Raw genomic sequence first — 13,473 nt, forward strand, 5'->3', positions numbered from 1 at the left:
GTCGTCAGATTATCGACGCCCTTCCGTGGAGATTGAATGCAAATTTGGCTACTTCACCGGCTTGATTTGGCGCTATTCTCTAGCAATCACGCTCATGGTAGTCAAAAATGTCAATCAAACTGGATGCGATCGATCGGCGCATTCTGCGCGCATTGCAACGGAATTCGAATCAGACGAATGCCGAACTCGCGCAACAGGCCGGGCTGTCGGCCACGCCCTGCCTGCGCCGCGTTCATCTGCTCGAGGAACAGGGCGTGATCGACGCTTATGTCGCGCTGCTGAATCCCGCCGCCGTCGACCTGCGATTCAGCGCGTTCGTGCGCGTCACGCTGGAGCGCCAGGACAAGACGACGGTCGAGCGCTTCGCGCGCGAGATGGAGCAGGCGCCCGAAGTGCTCGAATGTCATCTGATGGCCGGCAGCTACGACTATCTGCTGCGCGTGATCGCGCGCGATCTCGACGACTACCAGCGCTTCCAGATGGAAACGCTCACGCAGATCGAAGGCGTCCGCAACGTCGAAACCGAGATTCCGCTGAAGCGCATCAAGCAGACGGTTCGCCTGCCGATCTAGGCGTCCAGAAACGTGACGGCCTCCCCGGCCGGCTGCCCGTTCAGCGCGCCGTCGCGCACGACGACCTGCCCGCGCACGACCGTATGCACGGGCCAGCCCGTGACTGCGCACCCGTCGTAAGGTGTCCAGCCGCTCACGCTGGCGATCCATTCGTCGCGGATGATCCGTCGCGCCCGCAGGTCGACGATGCTGAAATCGGCGTCGTAGCCGGCCGCGATGCGCCCTTTCCCCTCGATGCCGAAAATGCGCGCCGGCCCTGCGCTGGTCAGGTCGACCAGCCGCTCGAGGCTCAAGCGGCCCGCATGCACGTGGTCGAGCATCAGCGGCAGCAGCGTCTGCACGCCGGTCATCCCGCTCGGCGACTGCGGATACGGGCGGCGCTTTTCGTCGCGCGTATGCGGCGCGTGATCGCTGCCGATCACGTCGACCACGCCGTCGCGGACGGCCTGCCACAACGCGTCCCGGTGACGCCGCTCGCGCACGGGCGGATTCATCTGCGCGAACGTGCCGAGCCGCTCGTAGCAATCCGGCGCAGCGAGGCTCAGGTGGTGCGGCGTGACCTCGACCGTCACGCGCCGCCGATGGTGTTGAAGAAACGCCATTTCGTCCGCCGTGGACACGTGCAGCACATGCAGCCGACGGCCCGTTTCGGCCGCCAGCCCGACGATGCGCCGCGTCGCGATCAGCGCACTGTCCTCGTCGCGCCAGCGCGGATGATCGCGCACGTCGCCGCTCGCTTCCACGATCGCCTTGCGTTCGCGCAGCCGCGCCTCGTCCTCCGCATGCACGGCCATGCGCCGGCGCCCGTTGCGCAGGATCCGGCGTAACACGGTTGCGTCGTCGGCCAGCAGGTCGCCGAACGAACTGCCCATGAATACCTTCACGCCCGCGCAGCCGGGCAGGCGCTCGAGTGCCGGCAACCGCTCCGCATTCACGGCCGAGCCGCCGATATAGAACGCGTAGTCGCACCACGCGCGACCGCGCGCCAGGTCCAGCTTCGCCTGCAGGTCCTGCCCGCTCAGCGTCAGCGGATGCGTGTTGGGCATCTCGAAGACGGTCGTGACGCCGCCGAGCACCGCGCCGCGCGTGCCGGCCTCGAAGGTCTCCTTGTGCGTCAGCCCCGGTTCGCGGAAATGCACCTGGCTGTCGACCACGCCAGGCAGCACATGCAATCCGCGCGCATCGAGCACGACGTCGGCCCGCCAGCTGCCCTGCAACGCGCCCAGCGCGACCACGCGGCCCGCCGCGCACGCGACGTCGATCCGTTCGGCGCCGTTGGGCGTCATCACCGTGCCGCCCTGCACGAGCAGGTCGACGTGGCGACGCGTCGGCGTGTCGGTTGCGTCACGTCCCATCCGCTCGCCCATGACTCAGAACTCGTTCTGGATGTGCTTGTAGCCGAGCACCAGCGCATTGTTCGTGCGCGCGACGTCCTCGGAGAAATCGCTCGCATCGGCCGTGACCTGCGGCAACGCGGCGAGATCGGTTTCCGGCCCGATGCGTTCGGTCGAACGGACGTAGAAGCCCGGCGGCAGATGGCAGCCGTCGACGACCGCGTTGTAGCGCACCACGCAGCCGTCGTCGATCGTGCAGTTGAACAGCACGCTGTTGAACCCGACGAATACGCCGTCGCCGACCTTGCACGGCCCGTGGACGATCGCGCGATGCGCGATCGACGTGTGCCGGCCGATCGTCACGCTCGCGCCCGACTTCGAATGGATCACGACGCCGTCCTGGATGTTCGAATGCGCGCCGATCACGATCGGCGCGATCCGGCCGTCTGCATCCGTTTCGTCCGCGCGGATCACCGCGTACGGGCCGATGAACACGTTCTCCTCGACGATCACGTGCCCGCACAGGATGGCGGTCGGGTCGACGAAGGCGTTCGGATGAATCCGCGGCAGGTCGCCGCGCGGGTTCTTTCGGATCATGAGGATTCCTGCCGGGAAAGGAGGGGGCCGCGCCTGAGCCGCTCGAACAGGCCCGGATCGCTCCACTGCGCGGCGATGGCCGGTGCGAACACGATCGCATCGAGGTCGATCGGGCCCATGCGCGGATTGAAGGCGTCGTCGCGAAAACACTGCGCGTAGCCGGTCTCGGTCTCGTGCACGATGACCGAATGCAGCCGCACGTCGGCTTCGCCGTTCGACATGCGCGTGCCGCTCAGCGCCGCGTCGACGAGGCGAAACAACACGCGCGAGAACTGTTCGGCGCTCGGTGACACGGGCAGCACCACCCAGCGCTCGGAAAAACGACGCATGCTTTCGACGTAGCATGGATCGTCGTCCGACCACAGCGTCACCGCATGATCGAACGCATCGATCAGGTCGCGCACGTCGCCCTTGAGCAGCCCGAAGTCGTAGATCATCTGCCCGTGGTCCAGCGCGTGCGCTTCGAGCAGCAACTCGACGCGGTACGAATGGCCGTGGATCGAATGCGAGCAGCGCCGCGTGCTGCAGCCGCGCACGACATGCGCATTCTCGAACCGGAACAGCTTGCGGATCAGCATGCGCCGGCGCCTTCCGCCATCGGCGCGGCCCAGGCCACCGCATCGTGCGGGTGCAGGCTTTCCAGATGGCGCACCTGGACGCACGGATTCGCGTGACGACCGTCCAGCGCGGCCTGCACGCGGCGCGCGGCATCCTCGACGAACATCAGGTTGCCGCCGTTCAGCACCGCGAACGCCTGTTCGTCCGCGCGCTTGACGGCCGTCTGCACCGGCGTGCCGAGCGCGTGCTCGACGCGATCGATCAGGTCGATCAGCCCCAGCGTCGCGCCGGCGGCGGGCAGCGCCACGCCGACGACGGCTTCGCTGCGCTGGCTGTGCGGCGTGGCGGCCGACGCATGCCGTTTCAGCCATGCGGCGACGGCCGCCGGCGCCACGCGATCCTCGCGGCCGAACGCGGCCAGGAATGCCTGTTCGACCCAGTGCCGCGACAGCGCGGCCGAGCACGGGCATGTGGACGAATAGGCGACCATCACCTGGGCGCGCAGCTCGAACGCTTCGCCGGCAAGCGTCGCGTCGATCCGCACCGGATACGCCTTCCACCCGGCCAGCCCCTCGGTCACGAGCGCGGGGCGGCGGGCCAGCAGGTCGAAGCGCAGCCTCACGCGCGCGCTGCGCGTGTCGCAGTCGCGATGGCTGTCGACCATCGCGCGCAGCACGCGCCCGAGGCCGGCCGGCGACAGCGCTTCGCCGTCGGCGAGCCGGTCGAGCAGCCCGTACAGCCGCGACATGTGGATGCCTTTCACGTGCGGTGCGGGCAGATCGACCTGCACGTCGGCGCGGGCATGCACGTCGCGCCGGCAGCCGGGCTCGGCCACCGCGACGGGCAGGTCGATGCCCTGCATGCCGACCCATTCGAGCGGACGGCGGCCGGGCGCGGCATCGGTCAGGGAAACATCGGGAAGGGCTGCATTCATGCTCGGATTCCGGTGGCGCGCCTTGTCCATCCGGATCGATGCAGGCAGCGCGCGTTCAGGTCAGGACCAGTCGCGAAACGGGTTGTCCCACGTGGTCCAGTGTTCGGGGCCGGCGGCCATCTCGGCGTCGGTCAGCAGGCACGCGTCGAGGCGCGCGCGCAGCGCGGGCTCGTCCATGTCCATGCCGATCAGCACGAGTTCCTGGCGGGCGTCGCCGACGCGCTCGTCCCAGCGCGCGCGGATCTGCGCGACGGCCTCGGCGTCCCGCGGCCAGCGCTCGGGCGGCACGGCCGCCCACCAGTAACCCGCCGGCCCGTGCCGCGCGACCGCCCCGGCCTGCGACCACGACCCGGCGACGGTCGGATGCGTGGCCAGCCAGAAGAACCCCTTCGAGCGGACGACGCCCGGCCATTCGCTTTCGACGAGCTCGAAGAAGCGCCGCGGATGGAACGGCCGCCGCGCGCGGTAGACGAAGCTGCGAATCCCGTACGCGTCGGTCTCCGGCGTATGCATGCCGCGCATCTCCTGCAGCCAGCCCGGCGCGCGCGACGCCTCGTCGAAGTCGAACAGGCCCGTGTCGAGCACGCGCTCGAGCGGCACCTTGCCGAACTCGGCGATCTCGATCCGCGCGCGCGGGTTCAGCCCGCGCAGCAGCGCGACCAGCCGCTCGCGCGCGCCGGCGTCGATCAGGTCGATCTTGTTGATCACGATCACGTCGCAGAACTCGATCTGGTCGACCAGCAGATCGACGACCGTGCGCGCGTCCTCGTCGCCCATCGATTCGCCGCGCGACCGCAGGCTGTCGCGCGACGCGTAGTCGCGCAGGAAATTGAATGCGTCGACCACCGTCACCATCGTGTCGAGCCGCGCGACTTCGCCAAGGCTGCGGCCGTCCTCGCCTTCGAACGTGAACGTCTCGGCCACCGGCAGCGGCTCCGAGATGCCGGTGGATTCGATCACGAGCTGGTCGAAGCGCCCTTCGCGCGCGAGCCGGTCGACCTCGATCAGCAGATCCTCGCGCAACGTGCAGCAGATGCAGCCGTTGCTCATCTCGACCAACTTCTCGTCGGTGCGCGACAGGCCCGCGCCGCCGTCGCGCACGAGCGCCGCATCGATGTTGACCTCGGACATGTCGTTGACGATGACCGCGACGCGCCGGCCCTCGCGATTGTTGAGGATGTGGTTGAGCAGCGTCGTCTTGCCGGCGCCGAGGAAGCCGGACAGGACGGTCACGGGAAGCCGCGTGGACGGACGGGGTGCGGTGCGCATCGGGCGATTCCGGAAGAGGAGGTCGAGGAGCAGATGATATATTGTATCGCAACGATATAACATATCATTTCGGACGTCCAGCGCTCCGATCGAACGACGTGCCGGCCGGAACGGCAAGCGCCCGCACCGGACCGTCGGCGCGGAGCCGCCGCGCAGCGGCCCCGCGCCCGTATTGCCGTCACGTATAAAGCGACGCCTGCGGCAATTCCCCCGTCAGCGCGAACCGGCCGACATCGCGCAACCGGTAGTCGAGCGGATCGTGCAGCGTATGCGTGCGCGCATTCCGCCAGAAACGGTCGAGGCCGAGCGACGCGGCCGTCGCGCGCGCGCCGCACGCGTCGAACAGCGCTTCGCCGTTGTCGAGCGCCGCGCGCTGCGCGACGATCTTCGCTTCCGATACCGCAAGCGCGACGTCGGCGCGCGCGTCGGGCGTCAGCGCATCCTGACGCGCCCACGCGCGCTGCAACGCAGCGGCCGCGCGATCGGCCAGTGCCGCCGCGGCGATCGCGCGCACGCGCATGTCGCCGACACGCTGCAGCGTGTACGGATCGTCTTCCGCCTGCGCGACGTCCGCGTGAATCCACGGGCGGCCGTGCTGCCGCACGTAATCGCGCGCCTCGGCCAACGCGCCTTCCGCCAGGCCGACGAACAGGTTCGTCAGCACGAGCTGCGACACGAGCGTGCGCAGCGTCGCGCGCGGCGTCGGCGGCGCTTCGGAACGATGCAGCACCTCGTCCGCCGCGAGCGTCACGCCGTCGAAGCGCACGCTGCCGCTGTCGGTCTGGCGCTGGCCGATCGGGTCCCAGTCCTCGTTGACCGTGATCCCCGGACGATCGGTCGGCACGACGCCGAACACGGTGCGGCCGGTTGCGGGATCGTGCGCGGACACCGTCATGCGCTGCGACCCGCGCGTACCCGAACAGAAACCCTTCACGCCGTCGAGCCGGTAGCCGCCGTCGGGCGTCGCCGTGGCGATGAGCCGCGTATCGAGCGGATTGACCGCATTGCCCCACCACCAGCGCTGCTCGACCGTGCCGCGCAGATAGCGTTCGCGCTGCGCCGGGTTGCCCCATACGTCGACGCTCACCACCTGCAGGCACTGGAACCCGACGAGATGCGCGAGCGCGCTGTCGACGCGCGCGACCTGCCGGATCGCGTCGTAGATCTCGGGCCATGCGGCTTCCTGCCCGCCGAACGCGCGCGGCACCGCGAGCGTCAACAGGCCCGCGTCGGCAAGCCACTGTTTCTCCTGCGCCGCGTGACCGCCCGTTCGGTCGCGCTCGGCGGCGGTCACGCGCAGCGCGTCGATCGCGCGCGCCAGCGCGTCGCGGTCGACGGCCGGTGCATCGGTATCCGGCGCGAAGGTCGCCGGGCCGCGTGGATCGTTCATGCAAGGGCTTCCTGTGCGACGGTTGCGCCCGACAGCGGCACCAGCGCCTCGAGCCGGCGGCCGGTGAGGCGCGACAGGATCTCGCGCCGCCAGTCGTCGTAGATCGCGCGGTATTCGGCGATATCGGCGCCGAACACGTGCGCGGTGTGCGCGTATTCGTCGTGCAGATAACCGTCGAGCCGTGCCTGCGTTTCCTCGTCGGCCGCGATCACGCGATCGATCAGCGCGTCGCGCGCGGCGGCCGGCAGCGCCTTCAGCGTGTCGAACCACCACTGGACGATCTGCACGCGATGCCACTCCTCGTCCGGCCGGATCCGGTTCTCGCCATGCTCGCGCATCGCGCTGTCGCCGATGCGGCCGGTCTTGCGCTGGATCCACAGCTTCGCGAGGATGTGCAGCTCGTAATGCCATTCGAACGCGAGAAAACCCGCGACGTCGCGCACCGCGATGTCGCCGATGCGCGCCCAGTGCGCGGCGACGAGCCGGTCGACTTCCGGCAGCGGATCGCGCCCCGTCAGTTCGGTGACGCGTTCGCGGCCGATCACCGCGTGCGCGCCGTCGTCGCCGAGCTGGCGCGACAGGATCAGCTGGAAATGCGGATCGTCGCGGAACAGCGTGTCGATCGCCTTCGCGACGACCTGCACGATGAACAGGTCGTGCGACGCCATCTTCGTGTAGTAGTCGGCGACGGCGGCCAGTTCGTCGTCGTTGCGCGGCTCGCGCGGCGGTGTCGCGAGCTTGGCCGGAAAATCCGGACGGTGGCGTCGCGCCACGTCCAGGAACAGCGCTTCCTCGAATGCTCCGTTCCACTCGCGCGGAGCGCCGATGGGCAAGGTCATGGGTAGGTTCTCTCAAGATCAGGAATGAAACGAGCGGACGCTTGTGGCGTCGCTCAGGTACGCCGGGTCACGCGTCGGACCAGGCGGTCGCCCGTGATTTGCACGGCCGAGACGAGCGCGATCAGGATCACGATCACGGTTGCCATGACGGTAGTGTCGAAACGTTGATAGCCGTAGCGGATCGCCAGATCGCCGAGCCCGCCCGCGCCGACGGCGCCCGCCATCGCGGTCGAGCCGATCAGCGCGACGACGGTGATCGTGAAGCCGCCGAGCATGCCGGGCAGCGCCTCCGGCAGCAGCACGTGCCACACGATGTGGCGGCGCTTCGCGCCCATCGCGAGCGCCGCCTCGATCAGTCCGCGATCGACTTCGCGCAGGCTCACTTCGGCGATCCGCGCGAAGAACGGGATCGCGGCGATCGACAGCGGCACGACGGCTGCCCACACGCCGATCGTCGTGCCGATCAGCACGCGCGTGAACGGCAGCAGCGCGACGAGCAGGATGATGAACGGCGTCGAGCGGAACACGTTGACGAGCGCGCCGAGCACCGCGTTCACGCCGCGCCGCGCGTAGATCCCGCCGGGTGCGGTAGTGACGAGGATCACCGCGAGCGGAATGCCGAGCAGCGCGGCGATCGCGGCCGATGCCGCGACCATCGACAGCGTGTCGCGGATCGCGTCGAGCAGTTCGGGCCACCAGAGCTCAAACATAACCGAGCACCTCCGCGTGATTCGCGTGGCGCCGCGCGCGTTCGAGCAGCACGGCGACCGCGCGGCGCGCAGGCTGCGCGCCCGTGTCGTCCACGCCGGGCGCGGCCGCGATCACGAGCCGCCCCTGCGCATGGCCTTGAATACGCTCGATGCCGCCGTGCAGGAACCGCACCGAGCCGCCGAGCGCCGCCGCGAGCGCGCCGACGTCGGGCTCGCCGCCGCTCTCGCCCGTATAGCGGACGTCGAGCACGACCTGCGCACCGTCGGGCAACGCGGCCTGTTCGGGCAGCGGCTGCACACGCGCGGCCAGCTCGGCCGGCAGGTCATGCTGCAGCGTACTGAGCAGCGCGCGCGTCGCGCCGTGGCGCGGATCGCCGAACACACGCCACACGGCGCCCGTTTCGACCACTTCCCCCTGTTCGATGACCGCGACCGTATCGCACACCGCGCGGATCACTTCCATCTCGTGCGTGATCAGCACGATCGTCAGCCCGAGGCGGCGGTTGATGTCGGCGAGCAGCGCGAGGATCGATTGCGTCGTCTCCGGATCGAGCGCCGACGTCGCCTCGTCGCACAGCAGGACCTCGGGATCGTGCACGAGCGCGCGGGCAATGCCGACGCGCTGCTTCTGCCCGCCCGACAGGCTCGCCGGATACGCATCGCGCTTGGCCGCGAGCCCGACGAGATCGAGCAGCGCCTCGACCTTGCGCACGCGCTCGGCCTTCGGCACGCCGGCGATCTTCAGCGGCAGCGCGACGTTCTCGAACACCGTCTTCGCGGACAGCAGGTTGAAATGCTGGAACACCATGCCGGTGCGCCGCCGCAGCGCGACGAGCCCATCCTCGTCGAGCGCGCCGACGTCGACGCCCTGCACGCGCACGCGGCCCGAACTCGGCCGTTCGAGACCGTTCACGAGCCGCAGCAGCGTCGATTTGCCGGCGCCGCTGCGGCCGATGATCCCGAACACCTCGCCGCGCCGCACGTCGAGCGTCACGTCACGCAGCGCGGCAGCGTGGCCGCGCGGCGTCGCGAATACCTTGCCGACCTGCTCCAGCGAGACGGCCACGCCGTCATATCGCGCGGCCGCTTCGTCACGCGCCGCGGCCCCCGCGCCGGCCCGCACGGCCGACGGCTCGATGAAACCCAGCGTATCGAACAATTGCGTCATCGCTTCGCTCCGTCAGGTTCACGCATGCGCGGGATGCGCGGGTTCGGTTTGCGCCGCGGCGGCCGGCCGGTGCTGCGCGCCGGTGTGCCACGCGGGCAGGCGCGGGCCCGCGCCGAACAGCTTCTCGCGCAGCGTCGGCGCGGGATCGTAGTCTTCCTTGTAGACGCCGCGGTTCTGCAGTTCCGGCACGACCCAGTCGACGAAATCCTCGAACGATTCGGGCATCACGGTGCGCGTCAGGTTGAAGCCGTCGATGCCGGTCTCGTCGATCCACGACTGCAGTTCGTCCGCGACCTGCGACGGCGAGCCGACGATCGGCGCGTAACGGCCGCCGAGCGACATCTGTTCGAGCATGCGCCGCACGGTCCACGTGCCGGTCGTGCTCTTGCGCGAGATCGCGTCGACGGCCGACTGGATCGAATCGGTCTTCACGTACGAGATCGGCTCGTCGAGGCCGTACTGCGCGAAATCGATGCCGGTCGAGCTCGCGAAATGCGCGAGGCCGGCTTCGGGGCTCGCATAGCGCCGGTATTCGTCGAATTTCTCGCGTGCGAGCCGCTCGGTCTCGGCCGTCACGACGCTCACGCCCGCGAAGATCCGGATCGATGCCGGATCGCGGCCCTGCCGCGCGGCGGCCGCGCGGATGTCGAGCGCCGCCGCGCGCGCGGCCGCCTTGCTCTGCCCGTTCACGAACACGCATTCCGCGTGACGGCCCGCGAACTCGACGCCGCGCGCCGACGACCCGGCCTGGTACAGCACCGGCGTGCGCTGCAGCGACGGCTCGCTCAGATGGATCGCGTCGACCGAATAGAACGGCCCGTCGTGCTTCACGCGCCGCACCTTGCCCGGCTGCGCGAACACGCGCGCCTGCGCATCGCGGATCACCGCGTCGTCGTCCCAGCTCTGTTCCCACAGCTTGTAGACGACGTCCATGTAGTCGTCCGCGCGCTCGTAGCGGTCGTCGTGGCCGATTTGCTGCGCGAGGCCCATCCCGCGCGCGGCGCTGTCGAGGTAGCCGGTGACGATGTTCCAGCCCACGCGGCCTTTCGTCAGATGATCGAGCGTCGACATGCGGCGCGCGAACAGATAAGGCGGCTCGTAGGTCAGGTTCGCGGTCACGCCGAAGCCGAGATGCCGCGTGACCTGCGCCATCGCGGGCACGAGCAGCAGCGGATCGTTGACCGGCACCTGCACCGATTCGCGCAGCGCCGCTTCGGGGCCGCCGCCGAACACGTCGTACACGCCGACGATGTCCGCGAGAAAGATCCCGTCGAACTTGCCGCGTTCGAGCGTCTTCGCGAGATCGGCCCAGTAGTCGAGATCGGTGTAGTGCGCGGAGCGGTCGCGCGGATGCGTCCACAGCCCGTGGTTGATGTGCCCGACGCAGTTCATGTTGAACGCGTTGAGCAGGATCTTCTTGCGGTTCGCCGTCGTCATGCCTGCCTCCGTCACCACGCGATCGCGTACAGCGAGCCGAACGCGTTGTCGAGCGCACGGCGCACGGCCGGCGAGTGCTGGTAGATCGCGATGAACTTGCGGATGCGCGGATCGTTCGCGCTCTCGGGCCGCACGACCCACTGGATCGCGAAGTTCTTGTTCTCGGTGCCGTCGAACAGCAGCGCGCTGTTCGGATCGGTCGTGCCGGCAAGCTTGATGAAGCTCGGGTAGCCCTGCGCGAGATCGACGTCGTCGAGCGAGCGCGCGAGCTGCGACGCCTCGAGCGGGATGATCTTCAGATGCTTCGGGTTGGCGACGATGTCGTGCGTGGTCGCGCGGTAATCGGCGCCCGGCTTCAGCGTGATGAGCCCGGCGCGCTGCAGCAGCAGCAAGCCGCGCCCGCCGTTGACCGGATCGTTCGCGATCGCGACGCGCGCACCGTCCTTCAGTTCGTCGAAGCGCTTCACCTTCTTCGAATAGAGGCCGATCTTCATGATCGTGCCGGGCGCGATCGAGATGAAGTTGTAGCCGCCCTGCTTCTTCGCGTTCTCGAGAAACGGGATGTGCTGGAAGTAGTTGACGTCGATGTCCTTGTTCGCGAGCGCGGCGTTCGGCGTATTCCAGTCGGTGAACTCGACGATCTTCACGTCGAGCCCCTGCTCTTTCGCTTCCTTCGCGGCGATCTTCAGTGCCTCGATCTGCGGGCTGGTCGAGATGCCGACCTTCAGCGGCGGGGTGTCGGCGCGCGCGCCGTTCAGCAGCACGACGCCGAGCAGCGCGGCCATCAGCAGGCGAGCCGTGCGGCCGGCGGAAAAGCGGGCGGAAAAAACGGGATGCAGCATGAAACCACTCCTGTCCAAAGACGGTATCGACGGATGAGCGGCGCCGCGGCGAACGCATGGGCGTTCTCCGGACGGTCGTCATCGCATCGGAAAAGGATCAGCCGATGATAGAGAGCGGCGCGGAGGCGGTCTACGAAGCGATTGTGGGAAGAAAATCGCGCGCGGCGATATGGCGGGCGACCGGGCGCGCCCGAAGGGCCGGCCGGACGCCGGACCGGGTGCCGGGCCGAAATCTCGGCCTGGGCGCGCGGCGAATTCCGAAATCTCGGCCAGCCGGCCGGCCAACCCTTTCCGCAGACGAAACAAATCCCTTATGAATCAATGGATTGAAAATATTCCGGCAGGCCTGATTCCTGGCACGGGGGTTGCGTAACAGACGGCACACGATGCCGCGAAGCAATGCAGGCATTCCAACATCAGGAGACACGTCTTGCAGACCTCTATCCATACCCCGTCCCATCCCGAGCCGATTGCCGAAGCCGGCCCCGCCACGCGCGCACGCTTCTGGCCGGAAGGCTGGTGGAAGCTGATGGAAATCCGCATCGGCATCATCCCGCTGCCCGTCTACGTGATCCTGTTCGCGCTGATCGTCGGTTTCGCGGTGACGGGCAAGGTGCCGGGCGAAATCTCGATGGCGATCGCCGTGCTCGCGTTCTTCGGCTTCACCTGCGCGGAACTCGGCAAGCGCCTGCCGCTCCTGCGCAACATCGGCGCGGCCGCGATCTTCGCGACCTTCGTGCCGTCGGCGCTCACGTACTACCACGTGCTGCCGAAGCCGGTGCTGAACCTGACCGTCGAATTCACGAAGTCGACCAACTTCCTGTACCTGTTCATCGCGTCGATCATCGTCGGCAGCATCCTGAGCATGGATCGCCGCGTGCTGATCCAGGGCTTCGTGAAGATCTTCATCCCGCTCGCGGCCGGTTCGGTCGCCGCGGCGATCGTCGGCACGGCCGTCGGCACCGCGCTCGGCCTCGGCGCGCGCCACACGCTGCTGTACATCGTCGTGCCGATCATGGCGGGCGGCGTCGGCGAAGGCGCGATTCCGCTGTCGATCGGCTATTCGGAACTGATGCATCTGCCGCAGGGCGAGATGTTCGCGATGGTGCTGCCGCCGGTGATGCTCGGCAGCCTGACCGCGATCATCCTGTCGGGCGCGCTCGACATGCTCGGCAAGCGCCTGCCGCACCTGACCGGCAACGGCCGCCTGCAGGTCGGCGAAAGCGGCGACATGACGCCGGAAAGCGAAGAGATCCGCGGCCACGTCGACGTCACGCACATCGCGGGCGCCGGCATCACCGCCATCACGCTGTACCTCGTCGGCCTGATGGCGCACAAGCTGTTCGGCTTGCCCGCGCCGGTCGCGATGCTGTTCCTCGCGGTGCTCGTGAAGCTCGCGCGCGCGGTGTCGCCGCCGCTGCAGGAAGGCGCGTTCGTCGTCTACAAGTTCTTCTCGACCGCCGTCACGTATCCGCTGCTGTTCGCGATCGGCGTCGCGATGACGCCGTGGGACAAGCTGACCGCCGCGTTCACGATCGTCAACGTGGTCACGATCGTGTCGACCGTCGCGACGCTGATGGGCACCGGTTTCGTGGTCGGCCGCCTGCTGAAGATGTACCCTATCGACACCGCAATCGTGAACGCCTGCCACAGCGGGCAAGGCGGCACCGGCGACGTCGCGATCCTGACCGCCGCGAACCGGATGCAGCTGATGCCGTTCGCGCAGATCGCGACGCGGATCGGCGGCGCGATCGTCGTCACGGTGACGCTGATCCTGGTCGCGCACTTCGGTTGATGCGCGGCCGCGCGCACCGTCGCGCAGG

Annotated in this window: 13 protein-coding genes; 2 read left to right on the top strand and 11 right to left on the bottom strand. The window is 68.6% G+C overall.

The features are described from left to right. Positions 1–107: 107 nt before the first annotated feature. The gene (locus VXM69_RS00170) at positions 108–572 is read left to right on the top strand and encodes an Lrp/AsnC family transcriptional regulator (protein WP_034187809.1); all 465 of its coding nucleotides are present in this window, start codon (positions 108–110) and stop codon (positions 570–572) included. On the opposite strand, the gene VXM69_RS00175 is transcribed toward VXM69_RS00170, so the two are convergent. The 11 genes from VXM69_RS00175 to VXM69_RS00225 form a co-directional block, all read right to left on the bottom strand. After that, complete coding sequence (locus VXM69_RS00175; RefSeq protein ID WP_049032007.1) at positions 569–1,939, bottom strand: dihydroorotase; 1,371 nt, start codon at positions 1,937–1,939, stop codon at positions 569–571. The two genes, VXM69_RS00170 and VXM69_RS00175, sit on opposite strands and share 4 nt — an antisense overlap. 3 nt (positions 1,940–1,942) lie before the next feature. Further along, complete coding sequence (locus VXM69_RS00180; RefSeq protein WP_034187807.1) at positions 1,943–2,503, bottom strand: carbonate dehydratase; 561 nt, start codon at positions 2,501–2,503, stop codon at positions 1,943–1,945. Beyond that, the gene (locus VXM69_RS00185; RefSeq protein ID WP_367188771.1) at positions 2,500–3,081 is read right to left on the bottom strand and encodes a 6-pyruvoyl tetrahydropterin synthase family protein; all 582 of its coding nucleotides are present in this window, start codon (positions 3,079–3,081) and stop codon (positions 2,500–2,502) included. Before VXM69_RS00185 ends, VXM69_RS00180 begins: the two co-directional genes overlap by 4 nt. Then, positions 3,075–3,995: a GTP cyclohydrolase FolE2 gene (gene folE2 / locus VXM69_RS00190; protein ID WP_367188772.1), complete on the bottom strand. Its 921-nt coding sequence runs from the start codon at positions 3,993–3,995 to the stop codon at positions 3,075–3,077. Before folE2 ends, VXM69_RS00185 begins: the two co-directional genes overlap by 7 nt. Before the next feature lie 60 nt (positions 3,996–4,055). Further along, positions 4,056–5,264, bottom strand: a complete 1,209-nt coding sequence (zigA, locus tag VXM69_RS00195) for a zinc metallochaperone GTPase ZigA (protein WP_200086136.1) — start codon at positions 5,262–5,264, stop codon at positions 4,056–4,058. 178 nt (positions 5,265–5,442) lie between these two features. Further along, complete coding sequence (locus VXM69_RS00200; RefSeq protein ID WP_367188773.1) at positions 5,443–6,654, bottom strand: acyl-CoA dehydrogenase family protein; 1,212 nt, start codon at positions 6,652–6,654, stop codon at positions 5,443–5,445. Continuing rightward, positions 6,651–7,493 (bottom strand): hypothetical protein, encoded by an 843-nt coding sequence (locus VXM69_RS00205; RefSeq protein WP_367188774.1) that lies wholly within the window; start codon positions 7,491–7,493, stop codon positions 6,651–6,653. Before VXM69_RS00205 ends, VXM69_RS00200 begins: the two co-directional genes overlap by 4 nt. A 53-nt stretch (positions 7,494–7,546) precedes the next feature. After that, on the bottom strand, positions 7,547–8,203 hold the full coding sequence (locus VXM69_RS00210; RefSeq protein ID WP_034187801.1) for a methionine ABC transporter permease: 657 nt from the start codon (positions 8,201–8,203) through the stop codon (positions 7,547–7,549). Next, complete coding sequence (locus VXM69_RS00215) at positions 8,196–9,371, bottom strand: methionine ABC transporter ATP-binding protein (RefSeq protein ID WP_034187800.1); 1,176 nt, start codon at positions 9,369–9,371, stop codon at positions 8,196–8,198. Before VXM69_RS00215 ends, VXM69_RS00210 begins: the two co-directional genes overlap by 8 nt. Positions 9,372–9,389: 18 nt before the next feature. Continuing rightward, the gene (locus VXM69_RS00220; protein ID WP_034187799.1) at positions 9,390–10,808 is read right to left on the bottom strand and encodes an LLM class flavin-dependent oxidoreductase; all 1,419 of its coding nucleotides are present in this window, start codon (positions 10,806–10,808) and stop codon (positions 9,390–9,392) included. A gap of 11 nt (positions 10,809–10,819) precedes the next feature. Then, complete coding sequence (locus VXM69_RS00225) at positions 10,820–11,650, bottom strand: MetQ/NlpA family ABC transporter substrate-binding protein (protein WP_069706916.1); 831 nt, start codon at positions 11,648–11,650, stop codon at positions 10,820–10,822. 430 nt (positions 11,651–12,080) lie between these two features. On the opposite strand from VXM69_RS00225, the gene VXM69_RS00230 reads away from it, so the two are divergent. After that, positions 12,081–13,445: a 2-hydroxycarboxylate transporter family protein gene (locus VXM69_RS00230; RefSeq protein WP_049028681.1), complete on the top strand. Its 1,365-nt coding sequence runs from the start codon at positions 12,081–12,083 to the stop codon at positions 13,443–13,445. Positions 13,446–13,473: the final 28 nt, after the last annotated feature.

The sequence above is a fragment of the Burkholderia sp. Ed8 genome, from assembly GCF_040761425.1.
Classification (GTDB): Bacteria; Pseudomonadota; Gammaproteobacteria; order Burkholderiales; family Burkholderiaceae; genus Burkholderia; species Burkholderia seminalis.

Bases quoted from the DNA above. Each gene is read 5' to 3' on its own strand.
- VXM69_RS00180 (WP_034187807.1), bottom strand. From the start codon at position 2,503: ATGATCCGAAAGAACCCGCGCGGCGACCTGCCGCGGATTCATCCGAAC.
- VXM69_RS00220 (WP_034187799.1), bottom strand. From the start codon at position 10,808: ATGACGACGGCGAACCGCAAGAAGATCCTGCTCAACGCGTTCAACATG.
- VXM69_RS00210 (WP_034187801.1), bottom strand. From the start codon at position 8,203: ATGTTTGAGCTCTGGTGGCCCGAACTGCTCGACGCGATCCGCGACACG.
- VXM69_RS00215 (WP_034187800.1), bottom strand. From the start codon at position 9,371: ATGACGCAATTGTTCGATACGCTGGGTTTCATCGAGCCGTCGGCCGTG.
- zigA (WP_200086136.1), bottom strand. From the start codon at position 5,264: ATGCGCACCGCACCCCGTCCGTCCACGCGGCTTCCCGTGACCGTCCTG.
- VXM69_RS00170 (WP_034187809.1), top strand. From the start codon at position 108: ATGTCAATCAAACTGGATGCGATCGATCGGCGCATTCTGCGCGCATTG.
- folE2 (WP_367188772.1), bottom strand. From the start codon at position 3,995: ATGAATGCAGCCCTTCCCGATGTTTCCCTGACCGATGCCGCGCCCGGC.
- VXM69_RS00200 (WP_367188773.1), bottom strand. From the start codon at position 6,654: ATGAACGATCCACGCGGCCCGGCGACCTTCGCGCCGGATACCGATGCA.
- VXM69_RS00185 (WP_367188771.1), bottom strand. From the start codon at position 3,081: ATGCTGATCCGCAAGCTGTTCCGGTTCGAGAATGCGCATGTCGTGCGC.
- VXM69_RS00205 (WP_367188774.1), bottom strand. From the start codon at position 7,493: ATGACCTTGCCCATCGGCGCTCCGCGCGAGTGGAACGGAGCATTCGAG.
- VXM69_RS00175 (WP_049032007.1), bottom strand. From the start codon at position 1,939: ATGGGCGAGCGGATGGGACGTGACGCAACCGACACGCCGACGCGTCGC.
- VXM69_RS00225 (WP_069706916.1), bottom strand. From the start codon at position 11,650: ATGCTGCATCCCGTTTTTTCCGCCCGCTTTTCCGCCGGCCGCACGGCT.